This is a genomic window from Vibrio methylphosphonaticus (genome assembly GCF_023634655.1).
Classification (GTDB): domain Bacteria; phylum Pseudomonadota; class Gammaproteobacteria; order Enterobacterales; family Vibrionaceae; genus Vibrio; species Vibrio methylphosphonaticus.
The window spans coordinates 236,095-259,734 of the sequence record NZ_JAMKMS010000007.1 but is presented as its reverse complement, the minus strand read 5'-3'; the positions used below and the strand labels follow the sequence as shown (position 1 = coordinate 259,734).

Annotated in this window: 19 protein-coding genes and 1 other annotated feature; of the genes, 10 read left to right on the top strand and 9 right to left on the bottom strand. The window is 44.1% G+C overall.

What is annotated here, in order from left to right; all coding sequences use genetic code 11:
- Window positions 1–492: 492 nt before the first annotated feature.
- The 3 genes from clpB to rluD all read right to left on the bottom strand — a co-directional run bounded on the left by clpB (window position 493) and on the right by rluD (window position 4,856).
- On the bottom strand, window positions 493–3,066 hold the full coding sequence (gene clpB, locus M9196_RS10845; protein ID WP_250617555.1) for an ATP-dependent chaperone ClpB: 2,574 nt from the start codon (window positions 3,064–3,066) through the stop codon (window positions 493–495).
- An 84-nt stretch (window positions 3,067–3,150) separates the two neighbouring features.
- Entirely contained in the window at window positions 3,151–3,879 is a 729-nt protein-coding gene (pgeF, locus tag M9196_RS10840; RefSeq protein WP_250617554.1) for a peptidoglycan editing factor PgeF, read from the bottom strand.
- Entirely contained in the window at window positions 3,879–4,856 is a 978-nt protein-coding gene (gene rluD / locus M9196_RS10835; protein WP_250617553.1) for a 23S rRNA pseudouridine(1911/1915/1917) synthase RluD, read from the bottom strand. Before rluD ends, pgeF begins: the two co-directional genes overlap by 1 nt.
- 132 nt (window positions 4,857–4,988) lie before the next feature.
- Here rluD and bamD point away from each other — a divergent pair, with 132 nt between their 5' ends.
- From bamD to pheA, 4 genes are all read left to right on the top strand, one after another.
- Window positions 4,989–5,714: an outer membrane protein assembly factor BamD gene (gene bamD / locus M9196_RS10830; RefSeq protein ID WP_250617552.1), complete on the top strand. Its 726-nt coding sequence runs from the start codon at window positions 4,989–4,991 to the stop codon at window positions 5,712–5,714.
- A 134-nt stretch (window positions 5,715–5,848) separates the two neighbouring features.
- Window positions 5,849–7,291, top strand: coding sequence for an MltF family protein (locus M9196_RS10825; RefSeq protein ID WP_250617551.1), 1,443 nt, complete (start codon window positions 5,849–5,851; stop codon window positions 7,289–7,291).
- Window positions 7,292–7,596: 305 nt separating this feature from the next.
- Complete coding sequence (hpf, locus tag M9196_RS10820; protein WP_250617550.1) at window positions 7,597–7,935, top strand: ribosome hibernation-promoting factor, HPF/YfiA family; 339 nt, start codon at window positions 7,597–7,599, stop codon at window positions 7,933–7,935.
- 106 nt (window positions 7,936–8,041) lie between these two features.
- Window positions 8,042–8,163: a sequence feature (Phe leader region), on the top strand.
- An 11-nt stretch (window positions 8,164–8,174) separates the two neighbouring features.
- On the top strand, window positions 8,175–9,356 hold the full coding sequence (gene pheA, locus M9196_RS10815; protein ID WP_250617549.1) for a prephenate dehydratase: 1,182 nt from the start codon (window positions 8,175–8,177) through the stop codon (window positions 9,354–9,356).
- Window positions 9,357–9,415: 59 nt separating this feature from the next.
- Here the strand turns inward: pheA and M9196_RS10810 are convergent, their stop codons facing one another.
- On the bottom strand, window positions 9,416–10,075 hold the full coding sequence (locus M9196_RS10810; RefSeq protein WP_250617548.1) for an OmpA family protein: 660 nt from the start codon (window positions 10,073–10,075) through the stop codon (window positions 9,416–9,418).
- A 184-nt stretch (window positions 10,076–10,259) separates the two neighbouring features.
- On the opposite strand from M9196_RS10810, the gene yjjX reads away from it, so the two are divergent.
- The gene (gene yjjX, locus M9196_RS10805) at window positions 10,260–10,793 is read left to right on the top strand and encodes an inosine/xanthosine triphosphatase (protein ID WP_250617547.1); all 534 of its coding nucleotides are present in this window, start codon (window positions 10,260–10,262) and stop codon (window positions 10,791–10,793) included.
- A 96-nt stretch (window positions 10,794–10,889) separates the two neighbouring features.
- On the opposite strand, the gene trpR is transcribed toward yjjX, so the two are convergent.
- Together trpR and M9196_RS10795 are read right to left on the bottom strand one after the other, a co-directional pair.
- On the bottom strand, window positions 10,890–11,177 hold the full coding sequence (gene trpR / locus M9196_RS10800) for a trp operon repressor (RefSeq protein WP_250617546.1): 288 nt from the start codon (window positions 11,175–11,177) through the stop codon (window positions 10,890–10,892).
- Between the two features lie 71 nt (window positions 11,178–11,248).
- A complete protein-coding gene (locus M9196_RS10795; protein ID WP_250617545.1) occupies window positions 11,249–13,192 on the bottom strand; it encodes a transglycosylase SLT domain-containing protein in 1,944 nt (647 codons plus the stop codon).
- Between the two features lie 308 nt (window positions 13,193–13,500).
- Here M9196_RS10795 and ettA point away from each other — a divergent pair, with 308 nt between their 5' ends.
- Window positions 13,501–15,168 carry an energy-dependent translational throttle protein EttA gene (gene ettA / locus M9196_RS10790; protein WP_250617544.1) on the top strand — a complete coding sequence of 556 codons (1,668 nt, stop codon included), beginning with the start codon at window positions 13,501–13,503 and terminating at the stop codon, window positions 15,166–15,168.
- Window positions 15,169–15,317: 149 nt separating this feature from the next.
- Window positions 15,318–16,325 carry a peptidoglycan DD-metalloendopeptidase family protein gene (locus M9196_RS10785; protein WP_250617543.1) on the top strand — a complete coding sequence of 336 codons (1,008 nt, stop codon included), beginning with the start codon at window positions 15,318–15,320 and terminating at the stop codon, window positions 16,323–16,325.
- Window positions 16,326–16,415: 90 nt separating this feature from the next.
- Here the strand turns inward: M9196_RS10785 and tyrA are convergent, their stop codons facing one another.
- Together tyrA and M9196_RS10775 are read right to left on the bottom strand one after the other, a co-directional pair.
- Entirely contained in the window at window positions 16,416–17,543 is a 1,128-nt protein-coding gene (gene tyrA, locus M9196_RS10780) for a bifunctional chorismate mutase/prephenate dehydrogenase (protein WP_250617542.1), read from the bottom strand.
- Window positions 17,544–17,551: 8 nt separating this feature from the next.
- Window positions 17,552–18,625, bottom strand: a complete 1,074-nt coding sequence (locus M9196_RS10775; protein ID WP_250617541.1) for a 3-deoxy-7-phosphoheptulonate synthase — start codon at window positions 18,623–18,625, stop codon at window positions 17,552–17,554.
- Window positions 18,626–18,874: 249 nt separating this feature from the next.
- Between M9196_RS10775 and M9196_RS10770 the strand changes: the two genes are divergently transcribed.
- Together M9196_RS10770 and btsR are read left to right on the top strand one after the other, a co-directional pair.
- Window positions 18,875–20,578: a sensor histidine kinase gene (locus M9196_RS10770; protein WP_250617540.1), complete on the top strand. Its 1,704-nt coding sequence runs from the start codon at window positions 18,875–18,877 to the stop codon at window positions 20,576–20,578.
- On the top strand, window positions 20,575–21,300 hold the full coding sequence (gene btsR, locus M9196_RS10765) for a two-component system response regulator BtsR (protein ID WP_250617539.1): 726 nt from the start codon (window positions 20,575–20,577) through the stop codon (window positions 21,298–21,300). Before M9196_RS10770 ends, btsR begins: the two co-directional genes overlap by 4 nt.
- A 103-nt stretch (window positions 21,301–21,403) precedes the next feature.
- On the opposite strand, the gene nagZ is transcribed toward btsR, so the two are convergent.
- Window positions 21,404–22,390, bottom strand: a complete 987-nt coding sequence (nagZ, locus tag M9196_RS10760) for a beta-N-acetylhexosaminidase (RefSeq protein ID WP_250617538.1) — start codon at window positions 22,388–22,390, stop codon at window positions 21,404–21,406.
- Between the two features lie 128 nt (window positions 22,391–22,518).
- On the opposite strand from nagZ, the gene M9196_RS10755 reads away from it, so the two are divergent.
- Window positions 22,519–23,637: an anhydro-N-acetylmuramic acid kinase gene (locus M9196_RS10755; RefSeq protein ID WP_250617537.1), complete on the top strand. Its 1,119-nt coding sequence runs from the start codon at window positions 22,519–22,521 to the stop codon at window positions 23,635–23,637.
- Window positions 23,638–23,640: the final 3 nt, after the last annotated feature.

Here is a 23,640-nt window from a genome sequence, read left to right as displayed (position 1 = left end):
ATTCCAACAGAACGATAATGATTTTTAACTGTGTGACAGTAAGCGAACTTACTACCCTTAGGTCACGTGTTCATTGAAAACCATTTTACTTCCGAAGAAGTTGTTTAACTCTGCTAAAGCAGAAGTAAACATAATGATTATCATCAACAAGTGTCCACACAGATTGATATAGGTCTATATTGTTAAAGAGCTTGTTTCGAGCTTTACTCGAAACGGACGGTCATTTTAGCGAGTTAAGTTCCAGTGTCAAACACTTTTTAAAAACTAATTTTGCTTAGCTCATTGAGCTTCATAACCTAACTAATCCGCTCTAGGTTGTTGACAACCTTTCCCGTCTCAGTGGGGTCGCATTATAGAGAACGAATCATTCTTGGCAAGCGTTAAATCACATAAAAACCACACTTTTACGCCGTTCGAACACTAATCCACCAAAGCGTCTATTAAAGACACAAAAAAGGAGGCTGACGCCTCCTTTTTACATTTTAAACCCAATTATTGGCTTGCAATAACCCTATCATTACTAACAATCAGTCTGACAGGTTTGGACGGATCGACTTTTCCGGCTAATATTTCTTTTGCTAACGGGTTCTCGACACTTTGTTGAATGGCTCTCTTTAACGGCCTAGCACCATATACTGGATCAAAACCGACCTTAGCGATAAATTCTAAGGCTTGCTCAGAAACAGACAGCTGGTAACCAGACTCTTCCATTCGTTGCCCTAAGCGTTGCAACTGAATAGCCGCAATAGATTCGATATGCTTAGCGCCAAGCGGATGAAAGACCACACTCTCATCGACTCGGTTTAAAAACTCAGGTCTAAAATGAGACGTCACCACTTCCATGACTTCTCTTTTAATCCCGTCATAATCCAGTACAGCAAAGTTTTCTTGTATTCGAGATGAACCAAGGTTCGACGTCATAATGACGACAGTATTGCGAAAATCAACGGTACGCCCCTGCCCATCAGTTAAACGCCCATCATCTAAGACTTGCAGTAATATATTAAAAACATCTGGGTGTGCTTTTTCTACTTCATCAAGCAAAATCACTGAATAAGGTTTTCTACGGACTGCCTCTGTAAGATAACCGCCCTCTTCATAACCTACATAACCAGGAGGTGCACCAACTAAGCGAGCAACAGAGTGTTTCTCCATAAACTCCGACATATCGATTCTTACCATTGCATCTTCACTATCAAACATAAAATTTGCGAGTGTTTTACAAAGTTCTGTTTTTCCCACGCCGGTTGGACCTAGAAAAAGAAAGGAACCTATTGGCTTATTTGGATCAGACAAGCCTGCGCGACTTCGTCGAATAGCATCAGATACCACTTCAACGGCTTCAGCCTGCCCAATAACCCGCTTATGCAATACCTCTTCCATTCGTAGCAACTTGTCTTTTTCCGCTTCTAGCATCTTAGATACTGGGATACCAGTTTGCTTAGAAAGCACTTCTGCGATTTCTGCATCGGTCACTTTATTTCGCAATAGACTCATTTCTTGCATTTCAGCTTGCGTCGCCAAATCGAGTTGTTTTTCCAATTCAGGAATACGGCCATACTGAAGCTCAGACATGCGATTTAAGTCACCCGCACGACGCGCCACGTCCATATCCATTCGGGCTTGTTCTAACTCTGTTTTTATATACTGCGTCCCTGACAATGCGGCTTTTTCTGCATTCCAAACTTCATCAAGTTCAGCGTAATCACGCTCTTTTGTCACAAGCTCACTGTTAAGAATAACTAGACGCTTTTCACTCGCCTCGTCTTGCTCGTTCTTTAATGCTTGCTGTTCAATTTTGAGTTGAATTATTCTACGCTCAAGTTTATCTAAAGATTCAGGCTTTGAGTCTATTTGGAGGCGTATACTCGATGCTGCCTCATCGATAAGGTCAATCGCCTTATCGGGTAGTTGTCTATCGGTAATATAACGATGAGATAATCTTGCCGCAGCAACAATTGCCGGATCGGTAATCTCAACATGATGGTGTAGCTCATAGCGTTCTTTCAGGCCACGCAAAATAGCAACCGTATCCTCAACTGAAGGCTCATCAACAATGACCTTTTGAAAGCGGCGCTCTAACGCTGCATCCTTTTCAATATACTTTCGGTACTCATCTAACGTCGTCGCCCCTACACAGTGTAAATCGCCTCGAGCAAGTGCAGGCTTTAACATATTTCCCGCATCCATAGCCCCTTCACCCTTGCCTGCACCAACCATGGTATGCAGCTCATCGATAAAAAGAATGATATTGCCTTCTTCTTTAGCAAGTTCATTCAAAACCGACTTCAAGCGCTCTTCAAATTCCCCACGGTACTTGGCACCCGCAATCAGCGACCCCATATCAAGGGAAAGTACGCGACGTCCTCGTAACCCTTCCGGTACCTCATTATTAATAATACGCTGAGCAAGTCCTTCGACAATCGCCGTTTTTCCTACACCAGGTTCGCCGATAATCACCGGATTATTCTTAGTCCGTCTCTGCAACACTTGAATCGTACGACGGATTTCATCATCACGACCAATAACGGGATCAAGTTTACCTTGCTCAGCTCGCTCAGTGAGATCAATAGTGAATTTTTCTAATGCTTGGCGCTTCTCTTCCGCATTAGGGTCATCAACCTTCTGGCCCCCCCTAATTTTCTCAATAGCTTGATTAATTTTCGCTTCAGATAGACCCATTTGTTTGAGCTGCTGACCCAAAGGACCTTTATCATCAATAGCGGCTAACAAGAAGATTTCGGAGGAAATGTATGTGTCCTGACGTTTCTGCGTCACTTTGTCACACAAATTAAAAAGTTGCCCCATTGCACTAGACAGTTGCACATCGCCGCCAACGCCCGTCACTTTGGGTAGCTTATCTAATAGCTCGCTTAATTTTGAACGCAACTGAACCACATCAACATTGAGCATGGTGAGTAGTGGACGGATTGAACTGCCCTCTTGATTGAGTAACGCAACCATCAAATGTACAGGTTCAATATATTGGTGATCTCTCCCTAGTGCGAGAGATTGGGCATCAGAAATAGCAGTTTGGAATTTGCTAGTAAAACGGTCAAGGCGCATAGCAACCCCCTTAAATGACATACGACGTTATATGCAAATAAGATGGTTACACGACAGGCAATTTTCAAGATGAGTAGGTAAAAATCAGCGATTGATCCACACAAAACTGGCCATTCGACCCGTTTGACCGTCACGGCGATAGGAAAAGAAACGTTTAGGATCCGAATAAGTGCATAAACCACTTTGCGTGATATCTGTCACTCCCTTTTGTCCCAGTTTAAGTTGAACAATCAACGAGAGATCTGCTAACCACTTGCCCGGCTCTTTTCCAGGTTGGAAAGCGGGCTCGAACACAGTATCTAATCCACAAAAAGCGGCCCTGACATCCTCCCCTACTTCAAAAGCATCACGGCCAATCGCAGGACCAATCCAAGCTTGAACTTCTCCAGAAAAGCAATCTAGCGCATTTTCGACAATACCATCAGCCAATCCCCGCCATCCTGCATGAACAGCGGCAATTTCATCCCCATCTTTGGAAGCAAGTAGTATGGGTAAACAATCGGCTGTCATTGCCGATAACACAATATTCGGCTGGCGAGTATAAGTCGCATCCGCGTCAATCACGTCATTCGTAGGGGAGGTAATAATGGCGACAGTTGTCGAATGGGTTTGATTTAGCCAGATAGGTGAAGAAGGCATGCTTGCCTTCTTCATTAACTTTTGACGGTTCATCATCACATCTGATGCACTGTCACCAACATGGGTACCGATATTCAATCCATCAAAAGGGGCTTTAGACCCCCCTTCTTCTCGTGTTGACGTCACAGAAGCGATAGAAGAATGAGTGACCCAAGTCGGCTGAAGCGTGGACACTAGTAGTCGTCCTCTTCCTTATTGAGCTTCGCATCTTGTCTTAATGCTTCTGTCATCACAACCATATCTTGAGGGATTGGGGCATGGAACTCCATCTCCTCTCCAGACACAGGGTGAGCAAATTTCAACATCACAGCATGCAACGCTTGTCGGTCAAACGCACGAATCATCGTCGTTAGCTCTTCACTTGCACCACGAGGAATACGTGCACGACCGCCATAAGCCGTGTCACCTAGTAGCGGGTGCTGCAAGTAAGACATGTGCACACGGATTTGGTGAGTACGTCCGGTTTCTAAGCGTAGACGAAGTCTCGTATGCTCACGGAAGTGCTCGGCAACTCGGTAGTGAGTGACCGCTGGTTTACCCAGTTCATTCACTGCCATTAAGACCCGCTTAGTCGCATGACGGCTAATGCCTTTGTCTACCACACCGCCCGCTGTCATTTTACCGATCGCAATTGCTTCATACTCACGCGTAATATTACGCTTTTGCAGCGCTCTCACTAAACGTGTTTGTGCTGGCACTGTTTTCGCAACGACCATCAGACCTGTGGTATCTTTATCCAAACGATGGACAATACCCGCGCGCGGAACTTCAGCAATCGCAGGGAAATGATGCAATAGCGCATTCAATACCGTGCCATCTGGAGTACCTGCTCCTGGGTGAACAACGAAATCTCTTGGCTTATTGATCACAATGATGTCATCATCTTCAAACACGATGTCTAGAGGAATGTCTTGCGCAATAAAACGCTCTTCATCTTCTAGTTCGGCTTGAATTGTGATCGATTCTCCACCCATTACGCGAGTACGCGGCTTGGTGATAACCTCTCCGTCTACGGAGATTTTTCCCTCAAGTAACCACTCTTTTAAGCGTGAGCGAGAAAAATCTGTGAATAATTCAGCAACAGCTTGGTCTAATCTTTGACCTAACTGGCTGTCTTTTATTGTATTTGTTAATTCAATCTGCTGAGCCATATCGAACTTTTTAAAAAACCTTGGGACTAAGTAACCACTAGTGTGGATAATGTATCCCAACATTGTATCTGTTACTTGAGTGAAAAGTAATGGAGACTGACAAATATTTACGTCAAGGAATCTCGTTTTAGTATGAAACTGCTTAAACTGACAAGCTTACTTTCGCTAGCTTTGCTGTTTGGTTGTGCTGACAAAGAAGTCACCGTTCCAGATGTCCCACCATCACAACTGTACTCAGAAGCACAAGAATCACTACAAGGTGGTAATTGGACCTCGGCTATTGAGCGTTTAGAAGCGCTAGATTCTCGCTACCCTTTTGGCGCCTATACTGAACAAGTTCAGCTTGATCTCATTTATGCTTACTACAAAAATGATGACTTAGCGTTGGGTTTAGCGACCATAGAGCGATTTTCTCGGTTAAACCCAACACATAATCGTTCAGACTGGGTACTGTACATGCGAGGGTTAACTCACATGGCCCAAGACCGAAACTTTATGCATGATATTTTCAAGATCGATCGTTCAGATCGAGATCCTGAGCCAGTCAAGGCGGCCTTTTCCGATTTTGACCGTCTACTAAAACGCTATCCAAATAGTGCTTATGCTGAAGACTCGCAAAAACGCCTAGTGGCCCTCAAGAACCGCTTAGCCAACTACGATCTTGCGACCGCTGATTTTTATCTTCGTCGCGAAGCGTGGATTGCTGCGATCAATCGCTGCCAAGAAATACAAAAGACCTTCCCAGATACGGAAGCGGCGAGAAAATCGCTCACGATTCAAAAGAAAGCCTATGAAAAATTAGGAATGGAAGATCAAGTTAAGCGCACCGAGACATTAATGGAGCTCAATCCAAAGTAAACTCTTAGTCAAACCGGCACTGAAACAGAAACATAGAAAAAACGCTGTCCATTGGACAGCGTTTTTTTATGCCGTAAATTGGAAAAATATCGTTTTCATTTATATATTTATCTTTAACACAGTAGTAACAAGGATTGTATGTGAAAACACTTATATTATGCTTGATGATAGCTTTCACCAGCTTTTCATCAGTCGCACTGGAGCTCACTCCCTTATCTAACGACCCCTATACCGGCGATCTGGATAGCCTGACTAAGAGAGGGGTACTACGAGTACTTGTCGCTGCTGATCTTGGTTTTTACTATATTGATAAGGGGCAACCCAAAGGCATTGGTGCAGAGCAGCTGTATCACTTCGAGAAACAACTCAAAAAAAAATATCGCCATTTAAAAGTACAAGTAATCCCAGTGCCTCGTGATGATCTCATTCCTTCACTGATCCGTGGTTACGGTGACCTCATCATCGCGAATTTGACCGTGACTACCCGTCGAGAGGATGTCATTCAATTTAGCCACCCAATACTCAATGACATTGATGAGTTAGTTATTACCAGCAAAGACTATCCCTCACTAAGTTCAGTCGAAGCATTAAGTGGCAAAGAGGTGTGGGTTAGGGCCAGTTCAAGCTATTTTGAAAGTCTTCAGGCACTCAACAAAAAGTTAACCGATAACGATTTACCTCCTGTTTTTGTTCAGTATTTAGAAGAAACACTGCAAGACTATGAACTCGTTGAAATGATAAAACAGGGCTATATTGGAGCAACAATTCTAGATAGCCATAAAGCTGAGTTTTGGCGAAAGACATTCAAAGACTTAAACATACACACTGATATGCCATTACGACGCGGCGGAAAAATCGCGTGGGCAATGAGAAAGGAATCTCCACAACTGGCCAAACAGGTGAATGCCTATATCAAAACGGCAAAAGAAGGCACCCTACTTGGTAATGTTATTTATAACAAATATTTAGATAACACCTCATGGTTTGCAAGAGCTATCAACCCTAAATCACTAGAACGCTTAAATGGCATGACCGACCTATTTAAAAAGTATGCCGACAAGTATGAGTTCGATTTTCTTATGATCGCAGCACAAGCTTTTCAAGAATCAAAACTCGACCAAAGCAAAGTTTCCCCAAAAGGCGCTGTCGGCATCATGCAAGTTTTGCCGAGTACGGCCAGAGATAGAAACGTTAACATCAAGAACATCAACAAAATCGATAACAACGTTCATGCCGGCGTGAAATATCTTAGATTCATTCGCGATCGTTACTTTAATGATGAAGCAATCAGTGAGGACGACAAGGTCTATTTGTCGCTTGCCGCATACAACGCTGGGCCAGGAAACATTTCGAAAATGAGGCGTTTGGCAACAAAACACGGCTACGACGCGAACAAATGGTTTGGTAACGTAGAATTAATGGCAAGGCGCAACATCAGTTCAGAACCTGTCACCTACGTGATGAATATCAACCGTTACTTCGTTATCTACAAGCAACTAGAGTCATTAAGAGAGATCCGGCAAGAGCAACAAGCTAAAAATAGTGATATTTCATTTTATAAAATGCTGAATGACTAACAAGAGGAATAATAAGTGATCTGAGTCACGCTACGCTGTCGCGCATTTTTTGTGCGGCAGAATTCTTAGGTCGTAACAAAGCCCCAAAAACAATGGATTTTTAGCGTACTACTCTTTTCAAATTTAATGAAAATTCAAATAAAAGAAAGCCTTTTCAATACGACTCCAGCCAAATTTTTGCGATAGATCACATTTAATTCTCATTGAACAACACCCTGCCACTTTAGTGATATAGATCACGTTTTTTTACTATTGAATGAGTAATCTGGAGTTAACCCATAAGGGATGTCACAGAGGAAACGCATATGAGAGTAAACATTACTGGCAAAAATATTGAGATCACCTCTGCTATCCGTGAACACATTGAAAGTAAGTTTAAAAAGCTTGAGAAGTGGCAAGTTGATATCATTAGTTGCCAAACTGCTTTCAGTGAAGAGCCGAACAAACAAATGAAATTTGAAGCTGCGATAACGGTACCCAAAGGCAAACTTGTCGCGTCCGCTTCTCATGAAGACCTCTATACAGCGGTCAACGAAGTTGAACAGAAACTAGAACGACAACTGAACAAATTAAGACATAAGCCTGAAGCACGTCGTTCTGAAAAACTTGAATTCGAAGAAGAGATTGAAGCCGAAGTCGAATAACGACCACAATTCTTTCTATAGCGCCCAAGGGCGCTATTTTTTTGCTTGACGGTCTATGCCTGCTTCCCTATTGTGTGGTTGGGTTCAATAAAAAGTAATTTTAAATGTTATACACACCTCCGTTCCTTTTTGACTTCTTTTTCCTCCAATAAACTTGGGGGCATCGTCGTTTACGAAAGAAAAGTCAAAAACGAACGGAAAGCCTCCCAAAAGGGAGGCTTTTTTATAAGGATAATTCGATGACCGATACTAAATATTCTCTTGATGAGATTCGACTACGTCTTAATGAACTAGACGACCAATTACTGCAACTCCTCTCTGAACGCCGCAAGTTCAGCATAGAGGTAGCCAAGAGTAAGGTAGAAACATCGAAGCCAGTACGAGATGCTTCTAGAGAGCAACAACTGCTCGTCAAACTCATCAATAACGGTAAAGACAAATACCAACTCGATGCGCCTTATATTACTAAGATCTTTCATACCATCATTGAAGATTCTGTTTTATTACAGCAGAACTACTTACAGAACTTAGCCAACCCACAACAAAGTCGTAAGCCACTTGCTCGCGTTGCTTTCCTAGGATCAAAAGGGTCATACTCACATCTAGCAAGCCGAGAGTTCTTTTCTCGCAAAAATACCGAACTCATAGAACTAAACTGCGATCAATTTAAAGAGGTCATTAAGACCGTAGAATCCGGCCACGCAGATTATGGCGTACTCCCCATTGAAAATACGAGTTCAGGTTCTATCAACGAAGTGTTTGACTTACTTCAGCACACAACATTACACATTGTTGGTGAGCTAACTCAACCTATCGATCACTGTTTGGTCGCAACTAAAGAGATACAGCTAGAGAAAATCAAAACACTCTACTCACACCCTCAACCGCACCAACAGTGCAGCGAGTTCTTAAGCCGACTTTCAGGCGTAGTTCTCGAGTCGTGTGCAAGTACCGCAGATGCCATGCAAAAAGTACAAGAACTCGCTCGAGATGATGTTGCCGCTATTGGGCACGCCTCCAGTGGTAAACTTTATGGACTGCAATCCATCCAAAGTGATATTGCTAACCAAACAGAAAATCATACCCGCTTCATTATTGTGGCAAGAAAACCGGTTGAAGTTTCTACGCAGATCCCAGCGAAAACAACTTTCATTATGTCGACCTCACAAGACGCTGGCTCACTAGTTGAAACACTACTGGTACTGCAACGTTATGGCATCAATATGACGAAGCTGGAATCGCGCCCAATTATGGGTAATCCGTGGGAGGAGATGTTTTATGTGGATGTTGAAGCACATAAGGACTCTGAAACTATGCAATTCGCGATTCAAGAGCTGATCAAAATAACGAAATATCTAAAAGTCTTAGGTTGTTACCCTATTGATAACGTGAAACCCGTCATTCCCGACTTAAACGCATAAAAGCAAAGCCCCAGTCATCACACTGGGGCTTTGCTTATATTTATCATCGCAGCGTTATATTAGCTCAACGGCATGATTTTTATCTCTACGCGGCGGTTGCACTTTCGTCCTTCAGAAGTAACGTTAGAACAAATGGGAAATCGCTCCCCATTACCTCGAGCCACGGCACGACCTGCAGCGACATCCTGACTCACTAAAAATGATCGTACTTGTTCTGCTCGCTTCTCAGAAAGCTCTTGGTTGTACTGGGCATTGCCAGAGCTATCGGTAAACCCATCAATAACAAGGCTGGTATCAGGGTACTCAACCAACACTCGTGCAACCCCCTTCAACGTATTGTTTATGCTGTTATTCAATGCATAAGAATCGCTGTTGAAACCAATTCCATTTTCTAGTCGAAGTATGAGTTGATTATCACCGGTTCGCTCAACTTGAACGCCGGAGTTTAACAGCTCTTGCCTTAAGGCTTTCTCTTGTTGATCAAAATAGTATCCTGCACCGCCCCCGATAGCAGCACCGCTTGCCGCACCAAGCAAAATACCGCGACTATCGCCACCAGACGCTATCCCTACAGCAGTACCTGCTATAGCACCGATCACCGCACCTTTTGTTGCAGAATTCGTTTCGTATTGCCCTGTTGTTGCATTTTGTCGCTGTGTTGCCTGACACCCTACTAACGTCATTAATCCCGCCACTACCACTACTTTTTTTATTTTCATTTCCATAATCTCTTATCATTACGCGCTCAATAAACGGAGCGTCGTACCATATACTATTATTTTCCTTTAATGAACCTCTACGGGCTCCTTTATAAGGTAATCTTGTTGGAAAAAATAATGACATGAGTAAGGAAGATTTACGTTAGAATTGAGTTTGTTAACTAGATAAATGGAATTGAACATCATGAAAAAAGTCGTCATAGCCTCACTCAACCCAGCAAAAATCAATGCGGTAAAAAGTGCTTTCGATTCTGCTTTTCCAGGGCTACTTTTCGACTTTCAAGGTGTTAGTGTCCCAAGTGGCGTTCCTGACCAGCCTATGAGTAATGACGAAACACTATTAGGCGCACGAAATCGAGTAAGTAATGCCCGCCATACGGTGGAAGATGCTCATTATTATGTAGGGATTGAAGCAGGACTCGATGATGATTCTACTTTTGCATGGATGGTCATAGAATCCAATGGTAAGACTGGGAAATCACGAAGCGCGAGCTTAATGCTACCACCGAAGGTAATCGCACAGCTTGCGCCAGATGTTGAGCTAGGAGATGTTATGGATTCAACGTTTGGAACGGAAAATATCAAGCAAAAAGGGGGAGCAATTGCCTTGCTCACCAATCATCAATTAACTCGCAGCTCCGTTTATCACCAAGCCCTTGTTCTTGCTTTGATCCCCTTTATGAACCAAGACCATTTCCCCAGTACTTCTGGAAACTAAATACTTCTGGAAACTAAATACTTCAGGAAACTAAGTACATCAAGAAAATAAGTACCTCAAGAAAATAAGCACCTCAAGAAACTAAATCTCGCGTCACTATTTGAGCAGTAAATCACTCAGGGATACCTTTTTAGCGTCACTTAAGCGTTTTACTTCAGCGGAGCCACGGGTAATGGTGGCGACGCCGACTCCGAGCATTTGACTGATCTGTCGCTGAGATAACTCACCTTTGAGCAGCTCACATAAAATGTTAACCCTTGCGGTCACAGCTTCTCTTTCGTCGGGAGTCAGGAGCATTGTCATTAATGCCGCCTGCTGCTCTGGACCATCGGTTCGTTGAATCAAATCCAGCACTTGTTGCCAGTCTTGGTATTGAGGTTCCATTCACTTTTCCATCAGAAACGTTCCAGTGAGTATTCTACCCTTAAGCGCCTAAACATTGGTAGCCTAGTCGTCTAGTATCGGCGATTCAGTTCATCCGAAGTTAGAAAATCCCCTTCAACACCGAGCCTATCTCGATAATAGGTTTGAAACATCAATATATTTTGGACATAACCGCGCGTTTCTTTAAATGGGATAGTCTCCATAAAGGCAAATACATCAAGCTGTTCATCCGAGCGCTGACGCCAACGTTTTACTCGGTTTGGTCCAGCATTGTAAGCCGCAAAAGCAAAGATACGATTGTCATCATAATTGCCCAATAGTTCATTCAAGTAGTGAGAACCAATCTGAATGTTTTTCCCCACGCGATAGAGCTCTTGGCTATTTTTATAAGTGATTTTATGTTTCTTAGCCGTGTATTTTGCCGTGGCTGGCATGATTTGCATCACCCCACGCGCCCCTACAGGAGAACGGGCTTGCACATCCATTGCGCTTTCTTGCCTTGCTAAAGACATCAACATTACGCTATCCAAATTGAGTTCTTTCGCATAGAAGTCAAACCACCAGCTATGAGCAAGTGGGAACCGTAAGCTCATGTTGTCCCACATTTTTGCTGAAATCGTTGCCACGACAGTAAAATGATGCCACCGCTGCTGCCCTGCATAAGCGGCTAACATCGTTTTTTCTTCTTTAGAAGCACGCGACAGTAAATAGCGCCATTCTGATTTCGCAGCTGCGATTTTATCCCTGTCAATTAACTCCTTAATACGTATTAAGCTCGTTTTATATGGCGTAAGCGTATTCATATCGATGACGACTTTAGAGATGGGGTACACGATGGAGTGCTGCAAATAAATCGCCGACGCTGCACTATAAAAATTTCGAGCACCAACTAAACCTTGTAAGCGCTGCTCACCGACCGACTGGTCCCCTAACGCAATCTCTGTACGCGCCAACCAATACTGCCAACGGCTGCTCTGTTGTTGCTTCTCAGACAGCCTTGCTATCCAAGCTGAGAGCCCTTGCCAATCGACTTCCTGAATGGCAAGACGCGCTCTTCGCTCAATATTGGTGTCATTAACACTTTTCTCCAACACCGAATCCCGCCACTTTGCTTCTGATGCCGACTCGGTATTAATGAAGCGCATCGCCAAATATTCAGCCATGGATTGCTTTGAGTCTGCTGAAATATTGCTGTTCGATTCAAGCTCTGGCCACAAGGAATAGGCTTGCTGGCTATTAGAGCGGGCGAGTTTACGAAAGGCGGATTCAATCAACTGCGCTTTATACGGCGCAGGGAAAGATTGGTTACTGAAAGATATCACCATTTTAGGCGAGGTAAATAACGAGGCGATTTGCTTACCCTGTGACTTCCCAGCGCTTGTTTTAAGCTGTTTATTGAGATATTTAATCAGCGAACCATTACGTGATTGATAAGCATACGTCATACGCTCAATGATATGTTCATCAGTTCGCAAACCCGCTTTATTCCATGCTGAAAATAGAGGGTCGCATGCATCAGAGACACTCTTACCACTCTTCCATAACGTCTCTGCACCTTCATACGCCGCTTCCTTATTGCCCGTTTTTAGCTGCGCATAATGATACAGACATTGATAGCGCTCACCATTAGGATAGGTCGTTTGAAATTCAAGCAGTTCACCCCAACGTTGCTGTTGAGCTAATCGGTCTAAATAAGGGGCTCGGATGCGGTAGGAAAATGGAAACGACTGATTATTCTCGATAAAAGTATTTACCTGTGTGACCGACTTACCCTTCAACTGTAATGAAAATACTCGATTATCTATATAAGGTGTTAATGGGTAATCAGCAATCGATGGGCGCAATGCCTGATAACCAGCGACGTCATTTTTATCTATCAGCGCCTGCGCTTGATCGTAAATCTCTCGCTGCTTGAGCAGTGATTTATCCTCGTCTTGTGCCTGAGCTATGCTAGTACCAAGTAGACACGACAACAGCGTTGTCCATACCAAGCCACAATTTCCTTGTTTATTCATCTAAACCTTATCCCTTTGAAGTGCTGGTAACGCGCCCAATACAAACATTATTGTTATTATTTTTGCCGCTCTTTTCTACTCGTATATAAGATACGGTGAATATTCAATTTAAGACGATTACTAGACTTATGCCAATCTCTTTCTCATTAAGAATTTGTTTCTTTTTGCTTCATAACTCGAGTTTTTTCGCAATGCTACACATGAGGAGCGTAATCAATTCATATTGCAGGGCAAGGAAAATTGAAAGGTAGCGACTGCGTGGTGTAAAATACAAGTTCTATTGACTTGAATATTAGGAACGATCGGTAATGGCTGAATACGTCTATACCATGTCGCGAGTGAGCAAAATTGTGCCACCTAAGCGACAAATACTTAAAGACATTTCTTTGAGCTTCTTCCCTGGCGCTAAGATTGGTGTTTTGGGCCTCAACGGTTCAGGTAAATCAACGTTACTCCGCATCATGGCTGGCCTTGATACCGATATCGACGGTGAAGCTCGTCCGCAGCCAGGACTGAATGTGGGCTACCTTCCACAAGAACCTAAATTAGACGAATCAAAAACGGTACGCGAAATCGTTGAAGAAGCCGTATCAGATGTTGCTGGCGCAATGAAACGTCTTGATGCCGTCTACGCTGCTTACGCAGAACCGGATGCAGACTTTGATGCTCTAGCAAAGGAGCAAGGTGAACTTGAAGCCCTGATTCAAGCGAAAGACGGGCACAATTTAGACAATACTCTAGAACGTGCTGCCGATGCGCTACGTTTGCCAGAGTGGGACGCGAAAGTAGAATTTTTATCGGGTGGTGAACGACGCCGTGTGGCCATCTGTCGCCTACTTTTAGAAAAGCCTGACATGCTGCTTCTCGACGAACCAACCAACCACTTGGACGCCGAGTCTGTTGCTTGGCTAGAACGCTTCCTTGTTGACTATACAGGTACCGTTGTAGCAATTACCCACGACCGTTATTTCCTAGACAATGCCGCTGGTTGGATCCTTGAACTTGACCGTGGTGAAGGTATTCCTTGGGAAGGTAACTATACGTCTTGGTTAGAGCAAAAAGATGCGCGTCTGCAACAAGAAGCGTCTCAAGAGAAAGCTCGTCAAAAGACCATTGAAAAAGAACTGGAATGGGTTCGTCAAAACCCTAAAGGCCGCCAGGCGAAATCAAAAGCGCGTATGGCTCGCTTTGAAGAACTGCAAAGTGGTGACCACCAAAAACGTAACGAAACCAACGAGCTGTTTATTCCACCAGGTGAACGTCTTGGTGACAAAGTGCTGGACGTGACTAACCTAACCAAATCATTCGATGGCCGTGTACTGATTGACGACTTATCCTTTAGCATTCCTAAAGGTGCCATCGTGGGCATCATTGGTGCCAATGGTGCAGGTAAGTCAACACTATTCAAAATGCTCAGTGGTACAGAACAACCGGACTCTGGCACCATTGAGCTTGGCGATACCGTGAAGCTAGCATCGGTTGAACAGTTCCGCGACTCTATGAATGACAAGAACACGGTATTCCAAGAGATCTCAGAAGGTTCAGATATCATTAAGATCAATAACTTTGAAATCCAGGCGCGTGCTTACTGCTCTCGTTTTAACTTCAAAGGTTCTGATCAACAAAAAATCATCGGTGAGCTATCTGGTGGTGAGCGTAACCGTGTTCACCTAGCAAAACTGCTTAAAGCTGGCGGCAACATGTTGCTACTCGATGAACCAACCAATGACCTAGACGTGGAAACACTACGTGCGCTTGAAGAAGCGCTGCTTGAGTTCCCTGGCTGTGCCATGGTTATCTCGCATGACCGTTGGTTCTTAGACCGTATTGCGACTCATATCATCGACTACCGTGATGAAGGTCAAGTGAACTTCTATGAAGGCAACTATACCGAATACATGGACTGGCTGAAGAAAACTCTAGGTCCACAAGCTGCAGAACCACACCGCATTAAATATAAGCGTATCTCAAAATAATCATTCGAATTTGAGATAAACTTGTGTTTTTACTCCAGGCCGCTAATAATAGCGGCCTGTTTTTTTTGTGATTCGCCTTCCGAACTGGCCATAATTAACAAAAAATTCAATAAACTCATCCGATCCTGACAAATCAAATTTAAATCATCATGCCAAATAAAATTAAGGTTGTTATACCAACAACTCAGGGAAAGAGTAAGAAAACGCTACGTCTAGGAAGAAAGCGAACCTACACCGCGATCCTAATAGCCGCCGCTTTTCCCGTTGCTTTTGGTCTGGTGAGCTATTCATACCAGCAATCTCAGGTCGAGTTAACTTCCACTGAAGTAACCGTCTCCGATCTGCAATCAAAAAATGCTCTATTGGAAGCAAAGCTGGAAGAACAAGTCAACGTTACTCATGACTTGTCTCAAGATCTTGAAGAGAAACGTGATGAGCTTCAATTGCTTGGTAAACGCGTCAATGATGTAGAGGCAGTGCTCGGTCTTGTCGATGAAGAGCTATACGACGCTGAAATGCCACTGGAACAGCGAATTGATGCCGCCGCTATTGATTCTGCCGTGCGCGCGACCATGTTTAGGCTTATCCCAAATGATAGCCCAGTCACTTACCAACGCATCTCTTCATCGTATGGGCATCGAACTAACCCTATCTCTGGAAAAAGACAATTACACGCCGGCATTGATCTGACCTGTAAAACCGGTGAACAAATCCTGGCGCCTGCCGATGGTGTCGTGGAAACGGTTCGGCCAAGCCAAAAAGGCTATGGCAACTACATGACCATTCGCCACGCTTTTGGTTTCATGAGCTCTTATGCTCATCTAAATAGATTTAAAGCTAAGAGTGGACAATTTATTCGCAAAGGGGACGTTATCGCACAATGTGGCAATAGTGGTAACTCTACTGGACCGCATCTGCATTATGAAGTCCGTTTTCTAGGACGCACGCTTAATCCACAGTACCTAATGGACTGGAGCCCTGAGAACTTTGACTATGTTTTTGAAAAAGAGAAAAAAGTCCAGTGGGCACCACTCGTCGATTTGATCACCAGTGTGGTAAAACTGCAAATAAACTTAACCAATGCGCCTTATGTCGACGCCTCTATGAAAACCGCAGGTAACGAAGAATCTTCACCAGAAGAAGAACATACGCATTAACGTTTAGCTATCTCACACGATTATAAACACTAAAAAACGCAGCTTACGCTGCGTTTTTTAGTATTCAATTTAGTTCTGATTTGTCAGTAATTACGTTCGATGAATCGCATCATTGGCTTGTTTAAGCAGGTTCTGACTCTCTGACATAAATTGCTGAGAATAATCACCAAACCACTCACTCACTTGCTCAAACTGCGAAACAAAACCCGCCTTATCTTTGTTGTCTAACAATGTTAACGCGTCACCGAATTGCTGGTGGAAACGCTTAATCATCGCGATGTTCTCTTCCGACGAGAGAATGATGTCACCGTACAGATTAGGGTCTTGTGCAAAGAGCCTACCGACCATCGCTAATTCGAGACGGTAAATTGGTGAACTCAATGTCACTAAGGTATCTAAGTCTGGATTTTCTTTACTCAGATGGAGCCCGTAAGCAAACGAGGTAAAGTGACGAAGAGCTTGAATTAACGTCATGCCATTATCATGCTTATCCGCTTCCATCTGACACAAGCTCGCTCCCCAGATTTTAAACTGCTGAAGTAGCCATTGGTATTGTTCTTCACCACGACCGTCACTGTATACAATCACCTGCTTCGCCATGCTCGGTACATCTGGACCAAACATTGGGTGTAAACCGACAACCGGCCCTTGATGCACCCGTAGCATTGTCGTCAACGGGCGTTTTTTCACTGACGTTAAGTCACATAAGATGCAATCTTTAGGTAAGTTAGAAAGTTTTTCAATCACCCCTTCCGTCAAGTGAATTGGTACCGTCACCACCACCAGCCCAGCATCTTCAAGTATCTCATCAGCACGATCCCAGTCCTGACTTCCTAGGATCTTTACTTGATAACCCGATAGGGCAAACATTTTACCAAACAAACCACCCAGCTGACCGTTACCACCCACAATCACCACTGAACGCAGCTCTGGGTTCAAGCATTTAAATCCAGAGTCTTTTTCACTCGCATAAGATTCTCGCATCGTACGACGCAGAATATCTTCGATAAGTTGTGGTGGTACACCCACCTTCTCCGCTTCCGCTCGACGCGAAGCCAACATCGCCGCTTCCCGGTCCGGGGCATAAATCGGCAAACCATGTTGGCTTTTTACTTCACCAACTTGCTCAACAAGAGAAAGGCGCTGGGCCAACAGCTCAAGCATCTTCTTATCAACTTCATCAATTTTGTTACGAAGTGGGGTCAATTCAGCAGACATGGATACGATTATTCCTTAACACGATTTTCCAAGAATGGGACAAGCTCTTTGTGAGCATGGCGTAATAGTGCCTCAGTTGCATCCCAATTGATACACGCGTCGGTGATAGAAACGCCATATTGCATCTCACTTAACGGTATATCTGAACTCTGATTACCTTCATTGATATGACTCTCAATCATCAGACCAATAATCGATTTATTCCCTTCTCGTATTTGATGGATGACATCTTCTGCCACCAATGGCTGACGACGGTAATCTTTACGTGAATTAGCATGACTGCAATCCACCATTAGTGATGCGTCTAGATTGTGTTTAGCGAGCTCTTGCTCACACTCATTAACAGAAACTGAATCGTAGTTCGTCTGCTTACCACCTCGCAATATAACGTGACCATCCGCATTACCTTGTGTGGTCAGTAAAGCAACTTGCCCTTCACGGTTAATACCCATAAAACGATGGCTAGAAGACGCAGCTTGCATCGCATTGATTGCCGTCGACAAGCTACCATCAGTCCCGTTTTTAAAACCTATCGGCATAGATAGACCGCTGGCCATTTCACGGTGAGTTTGAGATTCTGTGGTACGTGCACCTATCGCTGCCCATGAGAATGTGTCCGCTAGGTATTGCGGGCTGATAGGATCTAATGCTTCCGTTGCCAGAGGAATATCCATTTCCACAAGATCGGTCAAAAGCTCTCGACCCACATGCAATCCGTGCTCAATATCAAATGTCCCATCCAATTGCGGGTCATTGATCAGGCCTTTCCAACCAACAGTAGTACGAGGCTTTTCAAAATACACGCGCATCACAATGTATAATTGGTCATTAAGCTCGGCAGAGAGAGCCTTGAGGCGTTTAGCGTATTCTTTGGCAGCATCGATATCATGAATGGAGCACGGACCACAAACGACTAACAATCTGTGATCGCGCTTATGAATAATATCGGCGATGGCATCTCGCGATTCTTGAATGAACTTTCTCGCTTTCTCACTGAGTGGCAACTTTTCTTTCAGTGCTTCTGGCGTGATGAGTACCTGTTCATCGCTAATGTTGATATTACTTAATTCACTCTTCTTCATAACTCTACCCGTACAAAAAAATTTACATCTAACTTGTAAGATGCTGACCCTGTCAGCCAATGAAACCTAATATACTAAAATCTAAATGACATGCAAGTGTAAACTTTAAAAAACAATCAATGTAAATATTACTTTACACCCAATCGTTCATTCAGAACGCTTTATACGGCAAGCCGACTCCAACAAGAATCGCTCCTCCTCCATCATTTCGGTATACAATAGCAATACTTGAACTATAGGTAGCATCCGATGGACTTAATCCTCTCTTTACTTCAACAGATGTGTGTTTATCTCATGCTTGCATACATGCTGAGCAAAACCCCTATTTTCATTCCACTATTTAGCTTATCGAGTCGCTTAAGCCATAAATTTGGTATTTATGTTTTATTCTCTTCATTTTGTATATTAGGTACCTATTTTGGCCTACAGATTAACGATGCCATTGCAAATACTCGAGCCATCGGAGCTGTCATGGGCGGTTTGTTTGGTGGCCCCCTTGTTGGGCTTGCGGTAGGGTTAACTGGAGGAATACATCGTTACACCTTGGGTGGTTTTACCGACCTTGCCTGCACGATATCAACGACAGCAGAAGGATTGATTGGTGGTATGGTGCATCTCTATTTCATTAAGAAGTCGAAAAAAGAAGCGCTGTTTAATCCGCTCGTGGTTCTCTATGTGACGTTTAGCGCCGAAATCATTCAGATGCTGATTATTCTCGCGGTCGCCAAGCCTTTCGACCAAGCAGCGTCACTTGTTGGCGACATCGCCGCACCGATGATCATTGCCAATTCCATTGGCGCTGCACTCTTTATGAGTATTCTTCAGGATCGCAAAACCATCTTTGAAGAATACTCAGCAACATTTTCTCGACGCGCTTTAAACATCGCAGAACGTTCCGTTGGTATATTAGTGCATGGTTTTAACTCTGATAATGCCAGTAAAATTGCTCGTATTATCTATGAAGAAACAAAAGTCGGCGCAGTCGCAATAACAGATAATGATAAAATTCTCGCCTTCGTGGGCATTGGTGATGACCACCATAAACTCAACAGACCAATCTCGTCTCAGAGCACATTGGATTCCATTAGCGACAATCGCATTATCTACCTAGATGGCAAAGACAACGCTTACCAATGTTCCATATCCCAAGATTGCAAACTCGGCTCTGCCCTCATTATTCCTTTGCGTACAGGCAACAAAGTCATTGGAACCATTAAGCTGTACGAGCCGAAGCGGAAGCTGTTTTCGACCATAAATATGTCGATGGCGGAAGGTATTGCACAACTTCTGTCGAGCCAAATTCTTCACGGTGAATATATTCATAAACAGACCTTGCTAAACCAATCTGAGATCAAACTGCTTCATGCGCAGGTCAATCCTCATTTCTTATTTAATGCCCTAAATACCATTAGTGCCATCACTCGTCGAGATCCAGACAAAGCACGTAGTCTGATTCAGCACCTCTCTCAGTTTTTCCGCAGTAACCTTAAGCAGAATATAGAGACCGTATCACTGCACGATGAACTCGCGCACGTCAATGCCTACCTAACAATAGAAAAAGCTCGATTTACCGACAGACTGAGCGTTGACATTGATATTGAACCGTCGTTGCTTGAACGAAAAGTCCCAAGTTTTACCCTGCAACCACTCGTGGAGAATGCCATCAAACATGGTATTTCCACTAAAATAGAAGGGGGCAGCGTACGAATTTATAGTGAGAAGTCCGAGACAGGGCATCGCATTATTGTTGAAGATAATGCGGGTACGTTTTGCACGCCTAAAACTGGTCATGAGGGACTAGGTATGCAAATCGTCGATAAACGGTTGAGTAACAAATTTGGTCGTGACGCAGCGCTAAAAATTGAGGTAGAAAAAAACACCTACACTCGAATGAGCTTTATTATTCCCGCGCAAGAAAATCACGTTCACACAAGGAACACTGTGACCTCATGACGACTATGACTGCTTTAATTATTGATGATGAATGCTTTGCCCGCGAAGAGCTTATGGAGCTGTTGGCCGATATGGAAGGCATTAACGTGATTGATCAAGCTAGCAATGCCATTGAAGGGCTGAAAAAAATCAATAGCCTTAAGCCTGATGTTGTCTTTTTAGACATACAGATGCCACAGATTACCGGTATAGAGTTGCTAGGTATGTTAGATCCTGACTCCATGCCTAACGTGGTTTTCGTCACCGCCTATGACCAATATGCGGTACAAGCATTTGAAGACAATGCTTTTGATTATCTGCTTAAACCGATTGATCCGGCCCGGCTCAACAAAACCGTCAATCGATTACTCAAACAAGAGCAAAGGACTCACGACCTCGTTCAGTCTATGGCGCCTGCGACGCTAGATCAGCTCCCTTGTATTGGACACAACCGAATCGTCATTATTCCGACGTTAGAAGTCGAATGCGCGTTTAGCGACATTGCCGGGGTCCAAGTAAAGACCGCGACACAACAAGCCAATAGTCAACTGTCATTAAAAGTACTCGAAGAAAAAACACCGCTATTACGTTGCCACCGTCAATATCTTATCAACGTGAAAAGTATAAAAGAGATCAAACTGTTAGAACATGGATTGGCTGAAATTATCACCCATAGTGGCTTTTCTGTTCCTGTCAGTCGGCGCTACCTAAAAACCCTAAAAGAAACCTTAGGGTTTCATTAGTCATCTACTTTTGGGGCATGCGTATTTGTTACGATGCCCCAAAAACCTACCCCCCTCAACGATTGAGCTTTCAAGTACTCATGCCCTATCTTTCTGAATCCAGCTAGTCTGCATTCAGCGCTCGGCTGACCTTATCGTTGGCGCTTTTCCATTGCTCTGATTTAAGTAGTTCAGATAAGCGGTAGTTTTGCTTACGAAGCATCACCTGCGCTTTGGGTACTGCCGTGATTGGTAAGTTATCCAATACCTCTGCGGCTGATTGTCGGTTATTACACATGAGGAGCATATCGCACCCCGCTTGCATTGATCGCAACGCTCTTTCGGCAGGGCCACCCATTATGGCTGCGCCTTCCATCGACAAATCATCAGAAAAAACAATGCCGTTAAAATTCATTTGCTCTTTTAACACCGTTTTCAGCCAATAAGGCGAACCACTTGCAGGATGCTCATCGTAATGAGGATAAACAACATGGGCTGGCATCATCGCATCAAGCAGCCCTGCTTGGATTTGCTGTTTGAATATTAAGATATCTTTTTCAAACAAGTCAGTTCGTTCGTCATACGGCGTTTCCAAATGCGAATCAGCAATCACACCACCATGACCCGGGAAGTGTTTGCCTGTTGTCGCCATACCAGCCTGTTTCATACCAGACATAAATGCACTACTAAAGCGCACAATACTCGCAATATCTTCACCAAACGCACGGTTACCGATGGCTTTACAGGCATGCCCTTGATCCAATACCGGAGCAAAGCTCAAATCGATGTCGTGGGCAACGAGCTCTGCTGCCATTAACCACCCTGCTTGTCTGGCAAGTTTTTCATCACCTAACTCAGCATAACGCTGCGCGGCAGGGAGCAGCGTAAACCCTTCTCGAAAACGCTGTACACGCCCCCCTTCTTGATCAACACCAATAATAATCGGCTTTTTCGCTGCTGCTCGTATTTGACGAGTTAGCTCAATGAGCTGCTCTGAGTCATGATAATTGCGAGAAAACAGGATCAAACCTCCAACCGTTGGGTGCTCTAAAACCTCGCGATCTTCCGCGCTCAGTTCAAAACCTTCTACATCTAGCCATAACGGTCCCATTAGTTGTCCTCTGCAATTTTATTATCAAATAGGGGTGCGAAAAGATTATTCCGTTTATTTTTGATTTACAATGACTATCGCTAAGTAACGACTGAGTTTTCGCACCAGATAGCAAGGAGTATATCGCGATGGATCAAGCCGAGTATTATATTGGTGTCATGTCCGGCACGAGCTTAGATGGCGTAGACGTCGCGTTAGTCTCCATTGATGGCCAAGACATAGATCTTATCGAGACGCATTTCCTAAGCTATCCTGCTCACCTAAAGGCAAGCGTGCTGACGATGTGCCATGGTCAAGAGACTAACTTACGAACGATTGGCGAGCTCGACCACCAATTGGGACACCTGTATGCCCAAGCGACGCTGCAATTGCTGAACAAAGCTCACTACTCACCCGAACAAATCACGGCAATTGGTAATCACGGTCAAACCGTATTTCATCAACCGGATGGCGCATCGCCTTTCACCATTCAATTAGGTGACAACCACATACTCGCCGCAGAAACTGGCATCGATACTATTGGCGATTTTAGGCGTAAAGATATGGCACTTGGCGGGCAGGGCGCTCCGCTTGTTCCTGCTTTTCACCGCTACCTTTATGGCGTCAGTACCTCCTCTCTGGTGATCCTAAATATTGGCGGCATCGCCAACGTGTCCATTCTTCAACCCAATGGCTCTGTCGTCGGATTTGATACCGGACCTGGCAATACACTCATGGATACATGGTGCTCAACCTTCCTCAACAAAGCCTTTGATGAAGATGCACAAGAAGCTAAGCAAGGTCAGGTTAACCAACCATGGTTAACGCACTTACTTACCGATGAATACCTATCTCGTCCAGCCCCAAAAAGCACCGGCCGAGAGTATTTCCACCAAGAGTGGCTAGACCAACAATGTGCTCGACAAACACCTTTACTATCGGTTCATGACACCCTGCGCACGCTCACCGAATTTACGGTACAAACGATTGTTGATGCGCTCGTTCCGTATCAACAAGGCGCCCACCCTAAATTATTAGTTTGTGGTGGCGGAGCGAATAATCCAATCATTATACAGCGCCTCAATGCACTCCTTGAGGGTTGGCATGTGGCAAAAACAGACAGCGAAGCCATCAGCGGTGATTATATGGAGTCCATGGCGTTTGCGTGGTTAGCGCACTGCTATATTCACCAGATCCCGAGCAACTTACCTTCAGTAACTGGCGCAAGTAAGGCGGTCCCGCTTGGCGTGCTTTACTCCGCAAACTAGGAA

What these genes read in the sequence shown, in the direction of transcription:
- clpB (WP_250617555.1), bottom strand. Translation starts at nt 3,066, where the DNA reads ATGCGCCTTGACCGTTTTACTAGCAAATTCCAAACTGCTATTTCTGAT.
- rluD (WP_250617553.1), bottom strand. Translation starts at nt 4,856, where the DNA reads ATGGCTCAGCAGATTGAATTAACAAATACAATAAAAGACAGCCAGTTA.
- bamD (WP_250617552.1), top strand. Translation starts at nt 4,989, where the DNA reads ATGAAACTGCTTAAACTGACAAGCTTACTTTCGCTAGCTTTGCTGTTT.
- hpf (WP_250617550.1), top strand. Translation starts at nt 7,597, where the DNA reads ATGAGAGTAAACATTACTGGCAAAAATATTGAGATCACCTCTGCTATC.
- pheA (WP_250617549.1), top strand. Translation starts at nt 8,175, where the DNA reads ATGACCGATACTAAATATTCTCTTGATGAGATTCGACTACGTCTTAAT.
- M9196_RS10810 (WP_250617548.1), bottom strand. Translation starts at nt 10,075, where the DNA reads ATGAAAATAAAAAAAGTAGTGGTAGTGGCGGGATTAATGACGTTAGTA.
- yjjX (WP_250617547.1), top strand. Translation starts at nt 10,260, where the DNA reads ATGAAAAAAGTCGTCATAGCCTCACTCAACCCAGCAAAAATCAATGCG.
- trpR (WP_250617546.1), bottom strand. Translation starts at nt 11,177, where the DNA reads ATGGAACCTCAATACCAAGACTGGCAACAAGTGCTGGATTTGATTCAA.
- M9196_RS10795 (WP_250617545.1), bottom strand. Translation starts at nt 13,192, where the DNA reads ATGAATAAACAAGGAAATTGTGGCTTGGTATGGACAACGCTGTTGTCG.
- ettA (WP_250617544.1), top strand. Translation starts at nt 13,501, where the DNA reads ATGGCTGAATACGTCTATACCATGTCGCGAGTGAGCAAAATTGTGCCA.
- M9196_RS10785 (WP_250617543.1), top strand. Translation starts at nt 15,318, where the DNA reads ATGCCAAATAAAATTAAGGTTGTTATACCAACAACTCAGGGAAAGAGT.
- tyrA (WP_250617542.1), bottom strand. Translation starts at nt 17,543, where the DNA reads ATGTCTGCTGAATTGACCCCACTTCGTAACAAAATTGATGAAGTTGAT.
- M9196_RS10775 (WP_250617541.1), bottom strand. Translation starts at nt 18,625, where the DNA reads ATGAAGAAGAGTGAATTAAGTAATATCAACATTAGCGATGAACAGGTA.
- M9196_RS10770 (WP_250617540.1), top strand. Translation starts at nt 18,875, where the DNA reads ATGGACTTAATCCTCTCTTTACTTCAACAGATGTGTGTTTATCTCATG.
- btsR (WP_250617539.1), top strand. Translation starts at nt 20,575, where the DNA reads ATGACGACTATGACTGCTTTAATTATTGATGATGAATGCTTTGCCCGC.
- nagZ (WP_250617538.1), bottom strand. Translation starts at nt 22,390, where the DNA reads ATGGGACCGTTATGGCTAGATGTAGAAGGTTTTGAACTGAGCGCGGAA.
- M9196_RS10755 (WP_250617537.1), top strand. Translation starts at nt 22,519, where the DNA reads ATGGATCAAGCCGAGTATTATATTGGTGTCATGTCCGGCACGAGCTTA.